Below are 19,545 nucleotides of genomic sequence, written 5' to 3' on the forward strand. Positions count from 1 at the left end.
GAGTCGGTCATGCGTCACCTCCTGTCTTGGGCTTGCGCGGCGCGCGCGGCTTCGCGGGCGCCTTGGGCTTGGCAGGCGCCTTTTCGGCCTTCTTCGTGGCCGGAGTCTTCGCTTTGGCGGCCGTCGTCGCCTTGGCGCCGTCGCGGCTCGTCTTCGCGGCCTTGATATTCGCCTTCGCGCCCGCGCCGGTCTGTTCGGGCTTGTCGGTGGTCTTGGGGGTCGGCGGCGGCGCCTTCTTTTCCCCCTTTTCGTCGGCGACCTTGACCTGCTGCGCGGTCATCGGCGACGGCGCACCCTTGCCCGGCGCTTCGCCGGTGCCGCCGGCCTTTTCGTCGCCCGGCAGCACATAGTCGGCGCCTTCCCAGGGGCTGAGAAAGTCGAAGTTGCGAAAATCCTGCGCCAGCTTCACCGGTTCATAGACGACGCGCTTGTCCTCTTCCGAATAACGCAGCTCGATATAGCCGGTCAGCGGGAAGTCCTTGCGCTGCGGATGGCCCTGGAAGCCATAGTCGGTCAGGATGCGGCGGAGGTCGGGGTTGCCCGCGAACAGCACGCCGTACATGTCGAAAACTTCGCGCTCGAGCCAGCCGGCGACGGGCCAGACGGGCACGATGCTCGGTACCGGCGTCGTTTCGTCGGTCGACACGCGGACGCGCAGGCGGTGGTTCTTGGTCACGCTGAGCAGGTGATAGACGACCTCGAAACGCTCGGCGCGTTCGGGATAGTCGACCCCGGCGATTTCCATCAGCTGCTGATAGTCGAGTTCATCGCGCAGCATGACCATCACACCGGCGACCGCTTCGCGGCGCACGGTTATGCTGTCCTCGCCCACGGCAAAGACATGCTCGATGAGATCCTCGCCGAGCAGCTTGTGCAGCGCGGGGCCAACGCCCTCGCGGGCCGCGATCAGGGGAGCGGGACTGGCCATCAGCGTTCGATCGTCCCGGTGCGGCGGATCTTCCGCTGCAACTGCATCACCCCATAGAGCAACGCCTCAGCAGTCGGCGGACAGCCGGGGACATAGATGTCCACGGGCACGATGCGGTCGCAGCCGCGCACCACCGAATAGCTGTAATGATAATAGCCGCCGCCGTTGGCGCAGCTGCCCATCGAAATGACATATTTGGGGTTCGACATCTGGTCGTACACGCGGCGCAGCGCCGGGGCCATCTTGTTGCAGAGCGTCCCCGCGACGATCATCACGTCGGACTGGCGCGGGCTGGCGCGCGGCGCGACGCCGAAGCGTTCCATGTCATAGCGCGGCATGTTGACGTGGATCATCTCGACCGCGCAGCATGCGAGGCCGAAGGTCATCCACCACAGCGAGCCGGTACGCGCCCAATTGAACAGATCCTCGGTCGTGGTGACGAGGAAGCCCTTGTCGCCAACCTCGCTGTTGAGATCGTCGAAGAAGCTCTGATCCGGGTTGGTTCCCGGAGCGACAGGGCTGGCGACCGGCATCTGGCCGGGCATGATGATGCTGGAGCTGCTCATTCCCAATCCAACGCGCCTTTTTTCCACGCGTACACAAGGCCGATCGCGAGTTCGGCAAGGAAGATCATCATCGTGGCCCAACCGGCCCAGCCGATTTCCTTGAGGCTGACCGCCCAGGGAAAGAGGAAGGCGGCTTCGAGGTCGAAGATGATGAAAAGGATGGCGACGAGATAGAAGCGCACGTCGAACTGGCTGCGGGCATCCTCGAACGCGGGGAAGCCGCATTCATATTCGGTCAGCTTCGCCGGATCGGGCTTGTGCGCGCCGGTCAGGCGCGCGACGCCCATCGGCAGGAAGACGAAGGCCGAGGAAAGGCCAACGGCTATGACCAGAAAGATCAGGATCGGCAGATATTGCGTCAGATCGACCATGGGAGCTCGCAGTCTGTTTTAAGGCGTTTACCACCCCTTTGTTGGGCGCGCTTTAGGCCAGCAAGCCGCGCCTCGCAAGCGCTGCGGCGAGGAAATTCGTTGCCGTTGTGACCAAAAGCACAAACGGCGCTGGAACGCGCCCCTATCCTCATGATACGCGGACGGCAGGGGTCGATATTTCGGGCCTTTGGCGCCCGTTTCGAAACTGGGGAGCTTTTATGGGACCAATTTTTCATCGCGCCCTCGTCGCAGCGGCCGCCGCACTGGCACTGTCGGCGGCGCCAGCCCATGCCGAACTGGTGAATGCGAAGAATCCCGCGACGATCAAGGCGATCCTCGAGTCGCAGGGCTGGCCGGCGACGCTTGTCACCAAGGACGGCGACGATCCCTATATCGAGAGCAACCGGAACGGCCTGAAATTCCTCGTCCTGTTCATGAACTGCGAGGACAACCGGAACTGCAAGACCCTGCAATATTATATGGGTTTCAGCGACGCGAAGGATGTGTCGCTCGACCGACTCAACCAATGGAACCGGACCAAGCGCTTCGCCCGCGCCTATCGCGATGACGAAGGCGACCCGGTGCTCGAAATGGACGTCGATGTCGATTTTGCCGGGATCCCGCGCGAAAATCTGGGCGAGACGCTCAACACCTGGTCATCGCTGATGGACAGTTTTCGCGAGTATGTTTTCGAGAAATGATGGCCACGTAGGTCAGCCCCGCCCCTCCTTCGTCACCCCGGACTCGATCCGGGGTCCATGGCTTCGACGCCGAGATGGATGCCGGATCAAATCCGGCATGACGATGGAAGAGCTACGACACGTCAGGCGTTGCGCAGCGCGCCCGCGACCAGCTTCTGAAGCTTGGAATGCACCGCGCCGCTGCCCGCGATGAATTCGCTGCGTTCGATCGCGCGGTCGCCGCCGCGGAAATCGCTGACGAAGCCGCCCGCCTCGCGCACCAGCAACATGCCGGCGGCGACATCCCAGATGTTGAGCTGGCTTTCCCAGAAACCGTCGAAACGGCCCGCCGCGACCCAGGCTAGATCGAGGCTGGCGGCGCCGAAGCGGCGGATGCCGGCGACTTCGGGCGCGACCGCGCCGAAAATGCGGCTCCACTGCGCCATGTCGCCGTGGCCCATGAACGGAATCCCGGTGGCGATCAGGCATTCGTTGAGGTGGCGACGCGACGCGACGCGAAGGCGCCGGTCGTGCAGCCACGCGCCGCGGCCACGCTCGGCCCAATAGCTTTCGTCGGTGACCGGCTGATAGATCAGCGCCGCGGTCACGTCGCCCCAGCCGCCGCCGAGCTTCGGCTCCTGCACCGCGATCGAGATCGCGAATTGCGGGATCGCGTGCAGGAAGTTCGACGTGCCGTCGAGCGGGTCGATGATGAAGCGCGGTTTGCCCGGCTCGCCCTCGATCTCGCCGGCTTCTTCCATCAGGAAGCCCCAGCCGGGACGCGCGTGGGTCAGTTCGTCATAGAGCGTGCGCTCGGCGGCCTGATCCGCCTTCGACACGAAGTCGGCGGGCCCCTTTTGCGAGACCTGCAGATGCTCGATCTCGCCGAAGTCGCGGCGCAGTTTCGTGCCGGCCTTGCGCGCGGCGCGTTCCATGACGGTGATGATGCCGGAAATGGCCATGTCAAAATCTCCACCCGCCCGAAATGCGGGCGGTGATATTCAATTAGTCGGCGCGGCGAACATATTCGCGGTCATAGACATTGACCACGATGCGCGTCCCGCTGGTGATGTGCGGCGGCACCATGACGCGCACGCCATTGTCGAGGATCGCGGGCTTGTACGACGACGACGCCGTCTGGCCCTTTACCACCGCATCGGCCTCGACGATCGTCGCTTCGATCTGCTCGGGCAGTTCGACCGAGATCGGGCGTTCTTCCCACAGCTCGAGGACGACTTCCATGCCGTCCTGCAGGAATTCGTGCGCGTCGCCGACGACATCCTTGGAGATTGTGATCTGTTCGTAGCTATCCTTGTCCATGAAGACGAGATCGTCGCCCTCGGCATAGAGATACTGGAAATCCTTGGTGTCGAGGCGGACCTTCTCAACCGTGTCTGCGCTGCGGAAACGGTTGTTGAGCTTGCGCCCGTCGATCAGATTCTTGGCCTCGACCTGCATATAGGCGCCGCCCTTGCCCGGCTGGGTGTGCTGGATCTTGGTGACCTTCCAGATGCCACCTTCAAATTCGATAATATTGCCGGGACGGATTTCAACGCCGGTGATTTTCATCGCGCACACTCGCTGTTCAAGGATGGAAAGAGCCGCCGGCGCATCGCATGCGCCGGTCACAGGAGCGCGCCCTTAGCCGCGTGTGCGGCGAAGGGCAAGCGGTGCTTGCGTCACGCGGTCGTCGCGACGGCCTTGCGCGTCCGCGCATAGCTCATCGCGACGAGGACGACGAACAGGCCGAGGCCGACGAAGATCGACGGGACATGGAAGCCGTCGCCGACGACCGCGAGCGGCGCGTCGCTGTCGGTGGCGTAGACGAGGCCGGCGTAGAAAACACCGAACAGGCTCTCGCCGACGATCATCCCCGTCGCGGTCAGCACACCCATGCGATGCGCAAATTCGGGGTTGGCGCGGCGCTCGGCCCAGCGGTCGTAAAACCAGCCGCCGATCGCGCCGATCACGACGGGCAGGATCACAGTCATCGGCAGGTAGATGCCGATCCCGATCGCGAGCGGCGGGAGGCGCAGCTTGCGCGCACGGCCCAGCAGTTCGTCGATGAGGATGAAACCGATGCCCGCAGCCACGCCGTAGCCCAGCATCGTCCAGTTGAGGTCGCCGCCAAGCACGCCCTTGGCGAGCGACGAGATCAGCCCGGCCTGCGGCGCCGCCAGCGCATTGGGCCCCGCCCCCGGCACGCCGACGAAGCCCAGCGTCTCGTTCAGAACATTGAGCACCGGCGGCACGACGAGCGAACCGAAGAATACACCGATCATCAACGCGACCTGCTGTTTCCACGGCGTTGCGCCGACGAGCTGGCCGGTCTTCAGATCCTGCAAATTGTCGTTCGAGATCGTCGCGATACCGAAGACGACGCCGGTGACGATCAGCGCATAGGCGACCATCGCCGCGCTCGCTTCCTCGCCCCCGCCGCGCCCGAGCAGGCCGACGAGCAACAGCGATGAGGCGATGATCGCGAGGATGCCGATCCCGGACACGGGCGAGTTCGACGCGCCGATCAGGCCCGCCATGTAGCCGGTGACCGACGCGATCATCAGCCCGATGACGATCACGAACACCAAGGCGCCGACGACAAGAATCGCTGCCGAACCGGCAAGCGGCCCGCCCGCAAGCACCGACCACAGCAGCCAGGCGATCGGCAGCAAGGTCAGCAGCGAACCGCCGAACACCCAGCCGATCGGAATGTCGCGCTCGCCGACCGCCAGCGCCTCGCCGGCGTTGCGCGCCTTGCTCGCCGCCATCGCCGACCGGATGCCGCCAATCACTGGCCCGGCGATCTTGAGCAGCGTCCAGATCGCCGCGACGGCGATCACGCCGGCCCCGAAGAATCGGACGTCCGCGCGGAACACGTCGTTCGCAATCGCCTCGACATCGGCGCCGCTCGCGCCCTGCGTCAGGATCGGCAGCAGGATCCACCAGCCGGTGACCATGCCGACGAGCTGCGCAAGACCGACCGACAGGCCGACAAGGTGGCCGACGCCGAACAGCGCGAAGCTGAGCCCGCCCGCCACGCCAGTCGCGCCAGTCCCGACCTTGAACCAGTGCGACACTTCGGCCGCGGCAAGCTTCATCTGGGTGAGCAAGGTAAAACCCGCGGCGACCAGACTGTTCCACAGAAGCGCCGACAGCCCCGCCTTGTTCTCGGCCGCGCCTTCGGCGCTCGCCGCGCCGACATGCAGAACCTCCGCCGCCGCGCGGCCTTCGGGATAGGGGAGATCGGCCTCGACCACCAGCGCGCGGCGCAGCGGCACCGAAAAGAGCACGCCGAGGATCCCGCCGAGCATCGTGATGGCGGTCGTCTCGATCATCGGGAAACCCTGCCAGTAACCGACCATGATCAGCCCCGGCAGCACGAAGATGATCGCCGCCAACGTGCCCGCTGCACTCGCGATCGTCTGGACGATATTGTTCTCGAGAATCGTCGATCCCGCCATGAAACGCAGGAGCGCCATCGAAATGACGGCGGCGGGGATCGAGGTCGCGAACGTCAGCCCGACCTTGAGACCCAGATAGACGTTCGCCGCCGTGAACATCAGCGTCAGCAATCCGCCCAATAGGATCGCCCGGACCGTCAGTTCGCGCATTGCCGTGCCATCGCGGCTCATAATCGTCCTTCCGCCTCTTCAATTCCGCCGTGTTGGGGTGACTTGGCGCCCCGCACAAGCAAAAAACCGACGAGACGAGGATGATTTGACGTATCGATCCAATCCCTTTCCGTCGCCCCGGAGCAAAAGGCGGCCCATGATGAACGTGGATATCCCTGACCAGCCGTCCGGTCTCCGGGCAGCCAAGCCACCGAAGCGTTCCGCTCCCTGTGCCGGGCTGTTCGGCTGGCGCAAGGAGGGCGCGCCGCCGCGGGAAGCCAAGCCGGAAAAATCGCCGGGCCGCGACTATCCGGTCGGCTGACCCTTAAGGATCGCGGCAAAAGCCTTCACTGCGGCGGCAGGCCCCTCGGGATGGCTCCAGACCGCCCCCGACACCGCGAGAAAATCCGCGCCCGCATCGACCAGCAGCTTCGCATTGTCAGGCGTGATCCCGCCGATCGCGACGCACGGCAATTCGAACAATCCTTGCCACCAGGTCAGGATCTCGGGGTCGGCGCGGTGCTCGACCTCTTTGGTCGTCGTCGGAAAGAAGGCGCCGAACGCGACATAGTCGGCGCCCGCCTCCCCCGCTTCCATCGCGAGGTGACGGCTCGCGTGACAGGTCACGCCGATCTGTGCTCCGGGGCCGAGCAGGCTCCGTGCCTCTTTCGGATCGCCGTCGCCCTGTCCCAGATGTACGCCGTCAGCCTTGAGACGCTTTGCGAGCGCCATATCGTCGTTGACGATGAAGGCGACATCCTTTGCCGCGCAGATCGCCTGCAACGGCGCCGCAAGCCGCGCCGCCTCGTGCTGGTCGAGACCCTTGACGCGAAACTGGAACGCCGCAACGGGCGCGGCGGACAGCGCGGCATCGAGCCGGTCGGGAAAGTCGCCGCCGACGTCGAGCGGCGAGATCAGGTAAAGCTGGCAAGTCGTGGTCATGGCGGGTTCATAGCGATGGCGCCAGACGTGGGCAAATGCAGAACTTGACCCGCATTGCCGCCCCGGCCCTCGCCGCCCTTCTCACGCTTTCGGCCTGCGCCACGGCGGGCCGCGATGCGCCGCTTGCCGACGGCAGCGACGTCGCGCTCGGCCAGCGCGCCTATGTCGACGGCCCGCTGGTTCAGCCGGTCGCGGTGCTGGAGGACAGCCGCTGCCCGATGAACGCGCGCTGCATCTGGGCGGGCCGCGTGAAGGTGCAGATGGTGTGGATTCGCGGCAATGGCAACAAGCAGCCGTTCGAGGCGACGCTGGGCGAACCTGTCCAGCTTGCCGATGGCCAATTCACTCTCGAATCGGTCCGGCCCGAAAAGCGCACCGACGCAACGATCAAACCCGGCGACTATCGGTTCAGCTTCCGCTTCGCCGGCGGCCTCTAGAGCACCCGCGCCAGCACGAAACCGTCCCAGCCCTTCGATCCGACCGTCTGCACGGCGGTCGCGTCGAGGCGCGAATCTCCGTGCAGCATCTCGAACAAGGCGCGCGTGCCGTCGATCCGCGGATCGCCGCTGTTCGCGTCGAGTACTCCGCCCTCGCGCACGACATTGTCGACGACGATCGTCGTACCGCTGCGGCCGAGCCGGATCGCCTCGGCCACATAATGGGCGTTGCCCTGCTTGTCGGCGTCGATGAATATGAAATCGAACGGCTCGCCCGGCACCATCGCGGCCAGACTATCCTTCGCCGGACCGACGCGGATATCGACCCGGTCGGCCAGCCCGGCGCGTTCGACATTTTCGGCGGCGACGCGCGCGTGCGTGCGGTCTATCTCCAACGTCACCAGCAGGCCGCCCTCGGGCAGCGCCCGCGCCAGCCAGATCGTCGAATAGCCGCCAAGCGTTCCGACTTCGAGAATGCGGCTTGCGCCCGCCATCTGCGCGAGCAGGAACAGCATCTTCCCCTGCGGCGCCGACACGTCGATCGGCGGCAGGCCCTGCTTCTCATTGTTGGCGAGGGTGGTGGCAAGCGCATCGTCGGCGCCCAGCAGTTTGCCGACGATATATTCGTCGACGGCTTGCCATCCCTCTCCCTTCACATCAGGCCACCGAGGCCGCGTGAATTTCGTCGATCGCGCCGCCCAGCGACGCATTGAATTCCTCGTCGCTCATCTGGTGGCGCAGGTCCTCCAACAGCGCGCGGCTGAAGCTCGCGATGATGCCGGGGTTCTTGGCCAGTTCGACGCAAGCCTCGGGCCGCGCAAAACCGCCCGACAGCGCGACGACGCGCAGCACCTTGGGATGATCGACCAGGGGCTGGAACAGCCCCGCCTCGGTCGGCAGCGACAGCTTCAGCATGACCGGCGCGCCGGTCCATGCGTTGAGCGCGGCCAGCGTTTCCTCGAGCAACAGGCGGTCAGCGGCGCCGCGCTCGGCGCTCTTGATGTTCACCTCGGGCTCGATGATCGGAACCAGCCCATGCGCCGCGATTCGCGCCGCCTCGGCGAACTGCTGCGCGACGATCGCCTTGATCCCGGCGGGGTTGGCAAGATTTATGACGCTGCGCATCTTGGTGCCGAAAACGCCTTTGGCGACCGCGCGTTCGCACAGCGCATCGAGCCCCGGATTGGGCTTCATCAGCTGGACGCCATCGGCTTCGTCCTCAAGCCCCTTGTCGACCTTCAGGAATGGCACGACGCCGCGTTCCCACAATAGCGCCGGAACCGGCTTGCCGCCCGCTTCGCCGTCCATCGTGCGCTCGAACAGGATCGCACCGATCACCTTCTTGCCGTTGAAGCAGGGCGCGGTCACGATGCGGCTGCGCATGTCGTGGATCAGGCCGAACATCTCCTCGTCGTTCGAATAGGCATCTTCCTCTATGCCATAGCCCTTGAGCGCCTTGGGCGTCGAACCGCCGCTCTGGTCGAGCGCGGCGATAAATCCCTGCCCCGACTTGATCTGTTCCAGCATCTCGGCATTGGCGGTCGTCATAAACTCTCCGTGACTTTGCATAGGTATGCGGTGGCGCGCATAGCTTCCCCGCTTCGGGGATGCAAATGCGAGAAAACAACTAGATTTTGAGCGCGTTGACGCCCGGCAGCGGTTTGCCTTCCATCCATTCGAGGAAAGCACCGCCCGCGGTCGAGACGAAAGAGAAATCATCAGCGACGCCGGCATGGTTCAGCGCCGCAACGGTATCGCCGCCGCCCGCGACCGAAATCAGCGAGCCTTCGCGGGTCAGCGCGGCTGCCGTCTTGGCGAGCGCGACGGTCGCGGTGTCGAAAGGCGGCGTCTCGAACGCGCCGAGCGGGCCGTTCCAGACGAGCGTGCGGCAGTTCTTGAGCACGTCCGCCAGCGCTTCGACCGCGGCGGGGCCGACGTCGAGGATCATCTCGTCGGCCGCAACTTCATGGACGTTGACGGTACGCGTCGGCGGATTGGGCGCGAATTCCTTCGACACCACGACATCATACGGAAGATGGATCGTGCAACCCGCGGCATCGGCGCTGTCGAAGATCGCGTTGGCGGTATCGACAAGGTCATGCTCGCACAGCGACTTGCCCACATCGACCCCGCGCGCGGCCAGGAAGGTGTTCGCCATCCCGCCGCCGATGATCAGATGGTCGACCTTGCCGACAAGGTTGCGCAGCACATCGATCTTGCTCGACACTTTCGCGCCGCCGACGACCGCCGCCACCGGATGCGCCGGATTGCCGAGCGCGGCGTCGAGCGCCTTCAATTCGGCCTCCATCGCGCGGCCAGCATAGGCGGGCAGGCGGTGCGCGACGCCCTCGGTCGAGCCATGCGCGCGGTGCGCCGCCGAAAAAGCGTCGTTGACATAAAGATCGCCGACCTCGGCCAACGCGTCGGCGAAAGCCGGATCATTCGTCTCTTCGCCGGGATAGAAGCGGGTATTTTCGAGCACCGCGACGTCGCCCGGCGCGAGGACGGCAACGCCCGCCTTCGCGCCCTCGCCGACTGCTTCGGGGATGAACATCACCGAATGGCCGAGCACATCCTCGACCCCGCCCATGACGAGGCTCAAGGATTGCGTCGGGTTCTTCGCGCCCTTGGGTCGCCCGAAATGGGCGAGGAGCAGGACGATTGCGCCCTTGTCCGAAAGCTCGCGGATCGTGGGCATCGCCGCCTGAATCCGCGTCGCGTCGCTGACCGCGCCATCGATCATCGGGACATTGAGGTCGACGCGCACGAGCACGCGCTTGCCGGTGACGTCGCCGATATCGTCGAGGGTCTTGAAGTTCACCACTTTTCCTCGCTCCAATCCTGAAATGCTCCCCCGCGAAAGCGGGGGTCCATCACCTGCGCTCTCGTTGCCCACTGCGGTTCGCGCGATTTCGATATGGTCGGAGATGGGCCCCCGCTTTCGCGGGGAAACATCAAAATATCGACTTACAGAAACTTGGCGATCACGCCCGCGGTATCGACCATGCGGTTCGAGAAGCCCCATTCATTGTCGTACCAGCTCAGCACGCGCACCAGCTTGCCGTCGATGACCGCGGTTTCGAGGCTGTCGATGGTCGAGCTCGCGGCATTATGGTTGAAGTCGATCGAAACCAGCGGCTCGTCGGTATAGCCGAGCACGCCCTTCAGCGGGCCTTCGGCCGCCGCCTTCAGCACCGCGTTTACCTCTTCCTTCGTCGTGTCGCGCGACGGCGTGAAGGTCAGGTCGACGACCGAAACATTCGGGGTCGGCACGCGGATCGACGAGCCGTCGAGCTTGCCCTTGAGTTCGGGCAGCACCAGGCCGACGGCCACGGCCGCACCGGTCGAGGTCGGGATCATCGACATCGCGGCGGCGCGGGCGCGGCGCGGGTCGCTGTGGATCTGGTCGAGTATCTTCTGGTCGTTGGTATAGGCGTGGATCGTCGTCATCAGGCCGCGCTCGATCCCGATTGCCTCGTGCAGAACCTTGGCGAAGGGCGCGAGGCAATTGGTGGTGCAGGAGGCGTTCGAGATGATCCGGTGATCGGCGGTGATCTTGTCGTCGTTGACGCCATAGACGACGGTCAGGTCGACTTCCTTGGCGGGGGCCGAGATCAGCACGCGCTTCGCACCAGCGTCGAGATGCTTTTGTCCGCCGGCCTTGTCGGTGAAGAAGCCGGTGCATTCCATCACGATGTCGATGCCGTTCGCGGCGTGCGGCAGCGCGGCGGGATCGCGCTCGGCGGTCACCTGGATACGCTTGCCGTTGATGATCAGGTCGTTGCCGTCGACTTCGACGCTGCCGTTGAACGGACCATGCACCGAGTCATGGCGAAGCAGGCGGGCATTCGCCTTGGCATCGCCCAGGTCGTTGATCGACACAAGTTCGAGGTCGTGGTCGGTCCGCTCCAGAATGGCGCGCGCCACATTGCGGCCGATGCGTCCGAAACCGTTGATTGCGACTTTCACTGCCATGTCGAGGAGTCCTTTCTGCGTGTGGAGGCTTGGGTCTTACGCGCCGAGCCGTGCCAGGATCTGGGGTGTGATAGCATCGGCGGTAAGGCCGAAATGCCTGAATAGGTCTTCGATCGGCGCCGAGGCGCCGAAGCTGTCGATGCCGAAGCGGAGGCCGTGACGGCCGGTGTAGCGCTCCCAGCCGAAGGTCGTGCCCGCCTCGATCGAGACGATCAGCGTATCGTCGGGCAGGATATCGGCCTGATAGGCGGCGGCCTGTTCGTCGAACAGCTCGGTCGAGACCATCGACACGACGTCGGCACCATGGCCGGCGGCTTCGAGCTTGTCGGCGACTTCGAGCGCGAGCGACACTTCGGACCCGGTTGCGACCAGCACCACCTTGCGCGCCGCCGAAGCGCCGCGCAGGCGGTAACCGCCTTTCGCGCTAAGATTTTTCGTGACGTCATGACGCAGCGGCGGGAGGTTCTGCCGGGTCAGCGCGAGCAGCGTCGGACGGCTTTGTTGCGCCAGCGCGATTGCCCAGCATTCGGCGGTCTCGACTGCATCCGCGGGGCGCATCACGAGCAGGTTGGGCATCGCGCGTAGCGACTGGAGATGTTCGATCGGCTGGTGCGTCGGCCCGTCCTCGCCGAGGCCGATGCTGTCGTGCGTCATCACATAGACGACACGCTGTTTCTGGAGCGCCGACAGGCGGATCGCCGCGCGGCAGTAGTCGGCGAAGACCAGAAAGGTGCCGCCATAGGGCACGACGCCGCCGTGCAGCGCCATGCCGTTCATCGCCGCGGCCATGCCGAACTCGCGAATACCGTAATAGATATAGCGGCCCGCATAATCATTCCTGGTCAGCGGCTTGGTCGACGCGGTCTTGGTGTTGTTCGAGCCGGTCAGGTCGGCGCTGCCGCCGACCAGCGACGCGATATCGGCCGTCAGCGCGGTCAGCGTGTTCTCCGACGCCTTGCGGGTCGCGACCTTCGGCGGCTCGGCGACCAGCCCGTCGAGATAGGCTTTGAACGCATCGCCCGGCGCTATCTTGCCGCTCAGGCGATCCTCGAATTCCATTTTCTTTTCGTTGCTTGCGAGGCGATCATTCCATTCGGCGTGAAGTTTCTTGCCCTTCTCGCCAAAGCCCGCCCACGTCGCCGCGACATCGGCCGGAATGACGAACGGCTCGGCCGTCCAGCCCAGCGTCGCGCGAGCAGCGGCAACCTCATCGGCGCCCAGCGGCGAACCGTGCGTCGCCGAGGTGCCCTGCTTGTTCGGAGCCCCGAAGCCGATCAGCGTCTTGCACGCGATCAGCGACGGGCGGTTGTCAGCCAGCGCACCGTCGATCGCGCGGCGGATATCGGCCGGATCATGCCCGTCGCAGCTCTCGACATGCCAGCCGGTGGCGGCATAGCGCGCCTTCACATCCTCGCTCGTCGACAGGTCGGTCGCGCCATCGATCGTGATCTTGTTGTCATCCCACAGCACGATCAGCCGTCCGAGCTGCAAATGCCCAGCTAAACCAATGGCTTCGTGGTTGATGCCTTCCATCAGGCAGCCGTCGCCCGCGATCACCCATGTGCGATGATCGACAAGATCGTCGCCATAGATCGCGTTCAAATGCCGCTCGGCGATCGCCATGCCCACCGCGGTCGCCAGCCCCTGGCCCAGCGGCCCCGTCGTCGTCTCGACGCCCGCGAGCTCGAAATTCTCGGGGTGCCCCGCACACGGGCTGCTCAGCTGGCGGAAATTGCGGATCTCATCGATCGTCGGGTGCGCATAGCCCGCGAGATGAAGCGTCGCGTAAGCGAGCATCGAACCATGGCCCGCCGAGAGGACGAATCGATCGCGGTCGGCCCATTTCGGATCGGTCGGGTCGAACTTCAGATAGTCCGAATAGAGGACCGTCGCGACATCGGCCATGCCCATCGGCATCCCCGGATGACCGCTGTTCGCGGCCTGTACGGCATCCATCGCAAGCGCCCGGATGGCGTTGGCGAGCTGGCGTTCGGGCAGTGTCATGGGTCCCCCGGGACAGGAAGTGAAGATGACGGGATTCGGTGGGGACAGCCCTTTGCGGCGGGAGGGGCAGGAGTCAACCGCCCGCGGCATAAAATAGCGCGCATTTCGGTACGGAGAGGCGATTGCACCCCTCCGCCGGCGCTGCTAACCCTTGGACATGGAACTCGATCTCGACGAATCCAGCCTCGCCATTGGCCGCATCGAACGGGCGCTCAGCCGGATCGAAAAGGCGCTGACCGAACGCGCGAACCGTCCCGCCCCCGAACCCGCAGCGAATGACCAATCGGCGCTGAAGGCCGAGGTCGTTGCCGTGATCGGCGAACTCGACCGGCTGATATCGGAGGCGAAGCATGGGTGACGTAAAGCTCAACATCGCCGGGCGCATCTATGACGTTCACTGTGAGGACGGCCAGGAGCAGCAGCTTATAGGGCTTGCCGCCATCGTCGACGAAAAGGTGCGCGCCATGCCCGGCGGCACCGAAACGCGCCAATTGCTCTTCGCGTCGCTGATGCTGGCCGACGAGGCGATCGAGGCGAAGGGCAAGGCCGACAAGGCCGAACCTCAATCCGACTCGCTCCGCGCCGCCGTGGCGCTCGCCGAAAGCCGCGAAGCGCAAGCGCGCGACGAACTCAAATCGGCCCTCAGCGAGCTCAACGCACTCAAAAAAGCCAATGCTGACGCCGTCAACACCCCGACGCGCAACGACCGCGCGCTGCTGCAGATCGCCGATCGTATCGAGGCGCTGGCCGAAAAGGTCGAGCAAATCCCTTGAGCCGAGGGCCCGCGCACCCTACATAGGAGGCGGCGGGAACTGCCCGGCACGAGCCGTTGCGAAAATCCCTGAGGCGATACATCATCCAAGGGAGCTGTCCCTGCCCGGACCCTGGTCCGACGTACATGGCCCCCACCTGACGTTACTGGCGTCAGAGGATCTTCCGGCAACCGACCCATGGTGGTCCCGCCACCCACCCGCCAAGCGCGGCAGAAAGACCGGATCAGGGCGATGACAGACCGATCCGATAGTCTTTCAAATAAAAAGAACGCATTACGGGAAAAACTTCGATTTCGTTGTAAACATTTTGCGGCGAATCTCGACCCTATGGCGCGGTTTGCGGCGTTCAGGAGCTTGCCAGCCCCACTCGCGGATTTGACGGCAGCCGCCCGGTGCATCGCCGCCTATATCGCGTGGCGCGACGAGCCGGACATTCTCCCGATGTTAACAGGCGTCCAGATGCTCGCCTTGCCCCATCACGCAGGGCGCGTCGCCACAATGAGCTTTCGCCGCTGGCGGCCGGGCGATGCGCTGGAGCGCGGGCCGTGGGGCACCGAACAACCCCCGGAAACCGGCGAATCCGTCGTCCCTGACCTCATCTTCTGCCCCCTTCTCGGTTTCGATCGCGCCGGAGGGCGGCTAGGACAAGGGGGCGGGCACTATGATCGCTATTTCGCCGCCCACCCCGGCATCCCGCGCATCGGAATCGCATGGTCGGTGCAGGAAGTTGACACTGTTCCGACCGAACCGACCGACGCGCAGCTCGACGCCATATTGACCGAACAGGAATTCATCGTGATCGGAGACCGCCTGTGAGCCCGCCCCTTCCCGACCCGCAGCCAAGCTGGCGCAAGCCCGCGGGCATGTTCCTGATCCTGCTGCTGATCGCGATCTGGGCGACGGGTGTCGTCGCGCTGTCGCCCTGGGTCGGCGAATGGCCGATGCTCGTCCAGGCGGTCTTTTATCTCGTCGCAGGCATCATCTGGGTGCTGCCCTTGAAGCCGCTGCTGCGCTGGATGGAGCTCGGACGGTGGCGCGGCTGAGAAGCCGCGCCAGTCCATAAATTCCGATCGGGGAATGTCCCAAGCTGCGGTGGCCATTTCGCCCCGAAGGGCAGGAAATGGCGCGAGTGACGGGGCTCGAACCCGCGACCTCCGGCGTGACAGGCCGGCACTCTAACCAACTGAGCTACACCCGCGTGTGCTTGGGAGAGGCGCCAATATGCGCCGCGCTCCGGCCTGTCAACCGTCGCCCTCCTCCTTTTTTCGATTTAGCCGATCGCGTACCTCTTCGGCGGTAGTCAGCGTGCCATGTTCGAACAGGAAACCCGCCAGATCGGGCGTTCCTGTCGATGCGAGGATGGTCTGCAAAATCAGCAGAAGCGGCACCGCGAGCAGCGCCCCCGGCGTACCCCACACCCATCCCCAAAAGCTCAGGGACACGAGAATCAGCAGCGGATTGATGGTCAGCCGCTTGCCGAGCACCAGCGGGGTGACGAGATTCGCCTCAACCAGATGGACGCCGATGAAGAGCAGGGCCGGCAACAGCGCGAATCCCACGGCATCGAAGGTCATCAGACCGCCGAGCCCGAGCAACGCGGCCGCAACGATCGGTCCCAGATAGGGCACGAAATTGCAGATGCTGACAATCCCGCCCCACATGAAGGGCGACGGCATCCCGAGCGCCCACAGCAGCAGCGAGACGACAAGCCCCAGGATCGCGTTGATCATCGTGATCGTCGCCAGATAGTCCGCGGTCGCATCGACGACATTCTGGATCACGCGCGCGGTCTGCATCGCGCCGTCGAAACTGCCGCGGCGGCGGATCGTCGCGCGCCGCAATCGCGTCCACCCGGACAGAAAGAAAAAGATCACGAGCACAGCGAAGAAGAGCTGGATCGCCGCCGATGGCGCCGCGGAGATGAAATAATCGACGACCGACGACGGCGCGGTCGCCGCGACCGCCTGCGCGGTCGCCTCGGTCCCCGTCGCGACCGAGGTCAGCGTCCGGTCGACGAACTTCTGCAGGCTCGAATAGAAATCGATGAGCGGCGCCAGATTGCTCTGGATGCGCGGGATCGATTCGGGAATGCGGGCGAACCAGCCGGTCGCAGGCAGGACGATGATCGCCAGCGCCGCATTCACCAGCGCCACGAATCCCGCGAGCGCCAGAAATGCAGCGAGCGCCGACGGCAACCCCCGCCGCTCGAGCCATTCGAGCAGCGGAACGAGCGCAATCGAGACCACGATGGCGGCGGTGAGCGGCAGGAAGAATTCGGCTCCAGCCTTCAGCGCAAAGGGAAAACCCAGGCAGAAGCTGGCACCAAGGATCAGCGCAAGCGCGGCGAGCAGCCGGTCGCGCCGGAAATCGTCGACCTCGATCTGGCGCAGGGTTCTCGCGCGCGCAGCATCCGCTTTCGTCCTCCCCCTGTCTTCAGCCACGCCTCGAGCCTCCCGGTTAACCGCTTCTTCTTACGCGAGCTTCGGCCGCCGCGCCACCCGGCCGTATTTGCCGCGAAATGCGCATGCCGTCTGTCCCCATTTGAAGCAGATTGCTGATTTCTACCGGAATTTTAACCAGAAATTACCCTTTTTCGCCGATGCCAAAGACCAAGGACCAGCATTTGGAGTCAAAGATCATGGTGAAAGCGCCTGTGGGGGGCGCGAGGCATCATAAGCTTCTACTTCCCTCTTCAACCCTTGCGCTCGCCGTGGCGCTGATGACGCCCATGCCGGCGGCAGCAGCCGGCACGCTCGCGGGCACGACCATCAGCAACACCGCAAGCGCCAGCTTCGACAATGGCTCGGGAAACCAGACGATCAATTCGAACACCGTCGACATGCGCGTCGACGAGGTGCTCGACGTCGTGGTCGCCGACCAGGCAACCGACGTCCCGACGACCCCCGGCGCGACGAACCAGGTTCTGACCTACCGCGTTACGAACACCGGTAACGGGCCCGAAGCCTTTGCGCTCAGCACGATCGCGAATGTCGGCGGCGACGACTACGATCCGGTTGTCACCCAGATCTACATCGATGCCAACAACAACGGCACCTATGACGCCGGGACCGACACCCTCTATGTCGCGGGATCGGAAAGCGCGCTGCAGCCCGACGCGACGATGACCGTCTTTGTCCTCGCGACGACCCCGGGCAGCGTCACCGACGGGAATCGCGGTATCGTTACGCTCGTCGCGGCCGCGAAGACAGGAACCGGCGCGCCCGGCACATCCTTTGCCGGCCAGGGCGAAGGCGGCGGCGATGCGATTGTCGGCTCTACCGGCGCGGACGGTCAGGACAATGGCAATTTCCTCGTTTCCGCCGCGACCGTCTCGCTCGTCAAATCGGCGACGATCGTCGATCCCTTCGGCGGCAGCGAACCGGTTCCCGGTGCGATCATCACCTACACGATCACCGCCACCATCGCCGGGTCGGGGTCGGTGAGCGGGCTGGCGATCAACGATAATATTCCCGCCGACACTGCCTATGTCGCCGGATCGATCACGCTCGGCGGCAGTCCGCTGACCGACGCCGCAGACGCCGACGCGGGCGACTATAACGGCACCCGCATTCACGTCGGCCTCGGCACCGTTGCCGGCGGCCAGACCCGTACCGTCACCTTCCGCACGAGGATCAACTGATGCGAAAGCTCCTTATCCTGTTGCTCGCGATACTTGCGCCGGCACCGGCGTTCGCCGCCAACCAGGTCGCGCTCGACAACAATGTGTTCGTCGAACGCGTCTCGACCGACGCCAGCGGCAAGCAGCGCGTATTGCTCGAAGAACCGAAGGTCGTCGTTCCCGGCGACCGGCTGGTGTTCGTGCTCAACTACCGCAACGCGGGTGGCGAGCCTGCCGACAAGTTCGTCATCACCAATCCGATGCCGTCGGCGGTACGCTTCGCGGGCGCGGCCGACGCCAGCCCGATCGTCTCGGTCGACGGCGGCAAGGCATGGGGACCGCTCGATACGCTCTCGGTCATCCAGCCCGACGGCACCCGCCGTCCGGCGCAGCCCGCCGATGTCACGCACATCCGCTGGGCGTTCCAGAAACCCATTCCGGCGGGGGGCACCGGAAAGCTCATGTTTCGGGGGGTCGTCAAATAATCTTTTGAAGTAAGCCGCTTAACGGTTGCCGGCGGTGGGGAATTTGGCGACCAGCAAAGCCTGGGGATTCAGCTATGACCAGCAAGCTGACTTACTGGGGTTCCATCGGTCTGGCAGTGGCGTTCGGCGCTGCTGCCAGCCCGGCCTATGCGGCCGGGACCACCGCGGGAACCTCGATCACGAATACAGCAACCGTCAACTATCAGGTGGGCGGCGTCGCTCAAGGCGCGCAGACCGCTTCGGATACGTTCACGGTCGACCGCAAGATCAACCTGACCGTCGCCGAGGTGGGGACCGTCACGACCAATGTCGTACCGGGACAGACCAACGCGGTCACAACCTTCCAGCTCACCAATAACTCGAACGAGGTGCTCGACTTCGCGCTCGTCGCGTCGCAGATCACCGGCGGCACCGCCTCGCATGGCGGCACCGACACGTTCGATGCCACGAACGTCCGCATCTATCGCGACAGCACCAGCGGCACCGTCGGCAGCTGGGACGCGGCCGACACGCTCGTCACCTATGTCGACGAACTCGCCGCCGATGCGTCGGCGACCTTGTTCGTCGTCGCCGACATTCCGACGGGCCTCGCCAACAATGCTGTCGCCGGGGTCACGCTCCGCGCCACAGCGCGCGAAGGCGGCACCGCGAGCACGCAGGGCGCTGCGATCACCGAGACGGCGGGTGCCAATACATCGGGCAAGGACACGGTGTTCGCCGACACCGCCGGCGTCACCGGCGACGCCGCGCGCGACGGCTCGCACAGCGATAACGACGACTATACGGTGCAGACGGCGACACTGGCGGTCACAAAGACAAGCCGTGTCATTTCGGATCCGTTCAACAACACGACGAATCCGAAGCTGATCCCAGGCGCCGTCGTCGAATATTGCATCGCGGTCGCGAACAGCGGCAGCGCGGCGGCGACTTCGGTCGCGATCACCGACCCGGTCCCGGGCCAGCTGACGTTCAACGCAGGCACCATCCTGCTGAACGGCACGGTCACGGGCAGCACCTGCAACGCCGACGGCACTGCCGGCGGCAGCTACGCGGCGCCGAACGTGTCGGGGACCATCGCAACGATCGCGGCGGGCGCCACGCGCACGCTTGTCTTCCGCGCGACGGTCAACTGATCCGGCGGGGCAGCGGAAGGC

23 protein-coding genes and 1 tRNA gene are annotated in these 19,545 nt (G+C 64.9%); 10 read left to right on the plus strand and 14 right to left on the minus strand.

The features are described 5' to 3' along the window. Positions 1–7 precede the first annotated feature (7 nt). The 3 genes from QOL68_RS12575 to QOL68_RS12585 are packed head-to-tail and all read right to left on the minus strand — an operon-like array spanning position 8 to position 1,865. Positions 8–928, minus strand: a complete 921-nt coding sequence (locus tag QOL68_RS12575; RefSeq protein WP_282949666.1) for an NADH-quinone oxidoreductase subunit C — start codon at positions 926–928, stop codon at positions 8–10. After that, positions 928–1,473: a NuoB/complex I 20 kDa subunit family protein gene (locus tag QOL68_RS12580; protein ID WP_374395133.1), complete on the minus strand. Its 546-nt coding sequence runs from the start codon at positions 1,471–1,473 to the stop codon at positions 928–930. Before QOL68_RS12580 ends, QOL68_RS12575 begins: the two co-directional genes overlap by 1 nt. 17 nt (positions 1,474–1,490) lie before the next feature. Next, positions 1,491–1,865, minus strand: coding sequence for an NADH-quinone oxidoreductase subunit A (locus tag QOL68_RS12585; RefSeq protein WP_058456716.1), 375 nt, complete (start codon positions 1,863–1,865; stop codon positions 1,491–1,493). A 218-nt stretch (positions 1,866–2,083) separates the two neighbouring features. Between QOL68_RS12585 and QOL68_RS12590 the strand changes: the two genes are divergently transcribed. Beyond that, on the plus strand, positions 2,084–2,566 hold the full coding sequence (locus QOL68_RS12590) for a YbjN domain-containing protein (protein WP_282949665.1): 483 nt from the start codon (positions 2,084–2,086) through the stop codon (positions 2,564–2,566). Between the two features lie 122 nt (positions 2,567–2,688). Here QOL68_RS12590 and QOL68_RS12595 read toward each other — a convergent pair whose 3' ends face one another. The 3 genes from QOL68_RS12595 to QOL68_RS12605 all read right to left on the minus strand — a co-directional run bounded on the left by QOL68_RS12595 (position 2,689) and on the right by QOL68_RS12605 (position 6,177). Next, a complete protein-coding gene (locus QOL68_RS12595; RefSeq protein WP_058456714.1) occupies positions 2,689–3,507 on the minus strand; it encodes an inositol monophosphatase family protein in 819 nt (272 codons plus the stop codon). 43 nt (positions 3,508–3,550) lie between these two features. Continuing rightward, positions 3,551–4,114 (minus strand): elongation factor P, encoded by a 564-nt coding sequence (gene efp, locus QOL68_RS12600; protein ID WP_282949664.1) that lies wholly within the window; start codon positions 4,112–4,114, stop codon positions 3,551–3,553. Between the two features lie 110 nt (positions 4,115–4,224). Beyond that, entirely contained in the window at positions 4,225–6,177 is a 1,953-nt protein-coding gene (locus QOL68_RS12605) for an OPT family oligopeptide transporter (RefSeq protein ID WP_282949663.1), read from the minus strand. Between the two features lie 139 nt (positions 6,178–6,316). Between QOL68_RS12605 and QOL68_RS12610 the strand changes: the two genes are divergently transcribed. Next, positions 6,317–6,478, plus strand: a complete 162-nt coding sequence (locus QOL68_RS12610; protein WP_282949662.1) for a hypothetical protein — start codon at positions 6,317–6,319, stop codon at positions 6,476–6,478. Here the strand turns inward: QOL68_RS12610 and thiE are convergent. Further along, positions 6,463–7,098, minus strand: coding sequence for a thiamine phosphate synthase (thiE, locus tag QOL68_RS12615; RefSeq protein ID WP_282949661.1), 636 nt, complete (start codon positions 7,096–7,098; stop codon positions 6,463–6,465). The genes QOL68_RS12610 and thiE overlap by 16 nt on opposite strands. 35 nt (positions 7,099–7,133) lie before the next feature. On the opposite strand from thiE, the gene QOL68_RS12620 reads away from it, so the two are divergent. After that, on the plus strand, positions 7,134–7,535 hold the full coding sequence (locus QOL68_RS12620) for a hypothetical protein (protein WP_283404315.1): 402 nt from the start codon (positions 7,134–7,136) through the stop codon (positions 7,533–7,535). On the opposite strand, the gene QOL68_RS12625 is transcribed toward QOL68_RS12620, so the two are convergent. The 5 genes from QOL68_RS12625 to tkt form a co-directional block, all read right to left on the minus strand. Beyond that, positions 7,532–8,191, minus strand: coding sequence for an O-methyltransferase (locus tag QOL68_RS12625; RefSeq protein ID WP_282949659.1), 660 nt, complete (start codon positions 8,189–8,191; stop codon positions 7,532–7,534). The genes QOL68_RS12620 and QOL68_RS12625 overlap by 4 nt on opposite strands. A gap of 1 nt (position 8,192) precedes the next feature. Then, a complete protein-coding gene (locus QOL68_RS12630) occupies positions 8,193–9,083 on the minus strand; it encodes a fructose bisphosphate aldolase (protein WP_058456709.1) in 891 nt (296 codons plus the stop codon). Positions 9,084–9,162: 79 nt separating this feature from the next. Beyond that, positions 9,163–10,356: a phosphoglycerate kinase gene (locus tag QOL68_RS12635; RefSeq protein WP_282949658.1), complete on the minus strand. Its 1,194-nt coding sequence runs from the start codon at positions 10,354–10,356 to the stop codon at positions 9,163–9,165. A gap of 146 nt (positions 10,357–10,502) precedes the next feature. After that, positions 10,503–11,510: a type I glyceraldehyde-3-phosphate dehydrogenase gene (gap, locus tag QOL68_RS12640; protein WP_282949657.1), complete on the minus strand. Its 1,008-nt coding sequence runs from the start codon at positions 11,508–11,510 to the stop codon at positions 10,503–10,505. Between the two features lie 36 nt (positions 11,511–11,546). Next, positions 11,547–13,514, minus strand: coding sequence for a transketolase (gene tkt, locus QOL68_RS12645; RefSeq protein ID WP_282949656.1), 1,968 nt, complete (start codon positions 13,512–13,514; stop codon positions 11,547–11,549). Between the two features lie 157 nt (positions 13,515–13,671). On the opposite strand from tkt, the gene QOL68_RS12650 reads away from it, so the two are divergent. The 4 genes from QOL68_RS12650 to QOL68_RS12665 all read left to right on the plus strand — a co-directional run bounded on the left by QOL68_RS12650 (position 13,672) and on the right by QOL68_RS12665 (position 15,330). Next, positions 13,672–13,872, plus strand: a complete 201-nt coding sequence (locus QOL68_RS12650) for a hypothetical protein (protein WP_058456705.1) — start codon at positions 13,672–13,674, stop codon at positions 13,870–13,872. Continuing rightward, positions 13,865–14,287 (plus strand): cell division protein ZapA, encoded by a 423-nt coding sequence (locus QOL68_RS12655; RefSeq protein WP_282949655.1) that lies wholly within the window; start codon positions 13,865–13,867, stop codon positions 14,285–14,287. The genes QOL68_RS12650 and QOL68_RS12655 overlap by 8 nt, the downstream gene beginning before the upstream one ends. A gap of 231 nt (positions 14,288–14,518) precedes the next feature. Then, positions 14,519–15,103, plus strand: coding sequence for a 5-formyltetrahydrofolate cyclo-ligase (locus QOL68_RS12660; protein ID WP_282949654.1), 585 nt, complete (start codon positions 14,519–14,521; stop codon positions 15,101–15,103). Continuing rightward, positions 15,100–15,330 carry a DUF2842 domain-containing protein gene (locus QOL68_RS12665; protein WP_282949653.1) on the plus strand — a complete coding sequence of 77 codons (231 nt, stop codon included), beginning with the start codon at positions 15,100–15,102 and terminating at the stop codon, positions 15,328–15,330. The genes QOL68_RS12660 and QOL68_RS12665 overlap by 4 nt, the downstream gene beginning before the upstream one ends. Positions 15,331–15,408: 78 nt before the next feature. Here the strand turns inward: QOL68_RS12665 and QOL68_RS12670 are convergent. Both QOL68_RS12670 and QOL68_RS12675 read right to left on the minus strand, forming a co-directional pair. Continuing rightward, positions 15,409–15,485, minus strand: a tRNA-Asp gene (locus tag QOL68_RS12670). Between the two features lie 43 nt (positions 15,486–15,528). Continuing rightward, positions 15,529–16,728 carry an AI-2E family transporter gene (locus tag QOL68_RS12675; RefSeq protein WP_282949652.1) on the minus strand — a complete coding sequence of 400 codons (1,200 nt, stop codon included), beginning with the start codon at positions 16,726–16,728 and terminating at the stop codon, positions 15,529–15,531. A gap of 278 nt (positions 16,729–17,006) precedes the next feature. On the opposite strand from QOL68_RS12675, the gene QOL68_RS12680 reads away from it, so the two are divergent. The 3 genes from QOL68_RS12680 (at position 17,007) to QOL68_RS12690 (ending at position 19,524) form a co-directional block, all read left to right on the plus strand. Continuing rightward, entirely contained in the window at positions 17,007–17,927 is a 921-nt protein-coding gene (locus QOL68_RS12680) for a hypothetical protein (protein WP_282949651.1), read from the plus strand. Next, complete coding sequence (locus QOL68_RS12685; RefSeq protein WP_282949650.1) at positions 17,927–18,391, plus strand: hypothetical protein; 465 nt, start codon at positions 17,927–17,929, stop codon at positions 18,389–18,391. The genes QOL68_RS12680 and QOL68_RS12685 overlap by 1 nt, the downstream gene beginning before the upstream one ends. A gap of 74 nt (positions 18,392–18,465) precedes the next feature. Beyond that, the gene (locus QOL68_RS12690; protein ID WP_282949649.1) at positions 18,466–19,524 is read left to right on the plus strand and encodes a hypothetical protein; all 1,059 of its coding nucleotides are present in this window, start codon (positions 18,466–18,468) and stop codon (positions 19,522–19,524) included. Positions 19,525–19,545: the final 21 nt, after the last annotated feature.

Origin of the sequence: Sphingopyxis sp. Geo25 (assembly GCF_949769135.1) — a bacterium.
GTDB lineage: Bacteria > Pseudomonadota > Alphaproteobacteria > Sphingomonadales > Sphingomonadaceae > Sphingopyxis.

Coding starts and splice junctions, on each gene's coding strand:
- QOL68_RS12575 (WP_282949666.1), bottom strand. CDS start 928: ATGGCCAGTCCCGCTCCCCTGATCGCGGCCCGCGAGGGCGTTGGCCCC.
- QOL68_RS12580 (WP_374395133.1), bottom strand. CDS start 1,473: ATGCCCGGCCAGATGCCGGTCGCCAGCCCTGTCGCTCCGGGAACCAAC.
- QOL68_RS12585 (WP_058456716.1), bottom strand. CDS start 1,865: ATGGTCGATCTGACGCAATATCTGCCGATCCTGATCTTTCTGGTCATA.
- QOL68_RS12590 (WP_282949665.1), top strand. CDS start 2,084: ATGGGACCAATTTTTCATCGCGCCCTCGTCGCAGCGGCCGCCGCACTG.
- QOL68_RS12595 (WP_058456714.1), bottom strand. CDS start 3,507: ATGGCCATTTCCGGCATCATCACCGTCATGGAACGCGCCGCGCGCAAG.
- efp (WP_282949664.1), bottom strand. CDS start 4,114: ATGAAAATCACCGGCGTTGAAATCCGTCCCGGCAATATTATCGAATTT.
- QOL68_RS12605 (WP_282949663.1), bottom strand. CDS start 6,177: ATGAGCCGCGATGGCACGGCAATGCGCGAACTGACGGTCCGGGCGATC.
- QOL68_RS12610 (WP_282949662.1), top strand. CDS start 6,317: ATGAACGTGGATATCCCTGACCAGCCGTCCGGTCTCCGGGCAGCCAAG.
- thiE (WP_282949661.1), bottom strand. CDS start 7,098: ATGACCACGACTTGCCAGCTTTACCTGATCTCGCCGCTCGACGTCGGC.
- QOL68_RS12620 (WP_283404315.1), top strand. CDS start 7,134: ATGCAGAACTTGACCCGCATTGCCGCCCCGGCCCTCGCCGCCCTTCTC.
- QOL68_RS12630 (WP_058456709.1), bottom strand. CDS start 9,083: ATGACGACCGCCAATGCCGAGATGCTGGAACAGATCAAGTCGGGGCAG.
- gap (WP_282949657.1), bottom strand. CDS start 11,510: ATGGCAGTGAAAGTCGCAATCAACGGTTTCGGACGCATCGGCCGCAAT.
- tkt (WP_282949656.1), bottom strand. CDS start 13,514: ATGACACTGCCCGAACGCCAGCTCGCCAACGCCATCCGGGCGCTTGCG.
- QOL68_RS12650 (WP_058456705.1), top strand. CDS start 13,672: ATGGAACTCGATCTCGACGAATCCAGCCTCGCCATTGGCCGCATCGAA.
- QOL68_RS12655 (WP_282949655.1), top strand. CDS start 13,865: ATGGGTGACGTAAAGCTCAACATCGCCGGGCGCATCTATGACGTTCAC.
- QOL68_RS12660 (WP_282949654.1), top strand. CDS start 14,519: ATGACAGACCGATCCGATAGTCTTTCAAATAAAAAGAACGCATTACGG.
- QOL68_RS12680 (WP_282949651.1), top strand. CDS start 17,007: ATGACGCCCATGCCGGCGGCAGCAGCCGGCACGCTCGCGGGCACGACC.
- QOL68_RS12685 (WP_282949650.1), top strand. CDS start 17,927: ATGCGAAAGCTCCTTATCCTGTTGCTCGCGATACTTGCGCCGGCACCG.
- QOL68_RS12690 (WP_282949649.1), top strand. CDS start 18,466: ATGACCAGCAAGCTGACTTACTGGGGTTCCATCGGTCTGGCAGTGGCG.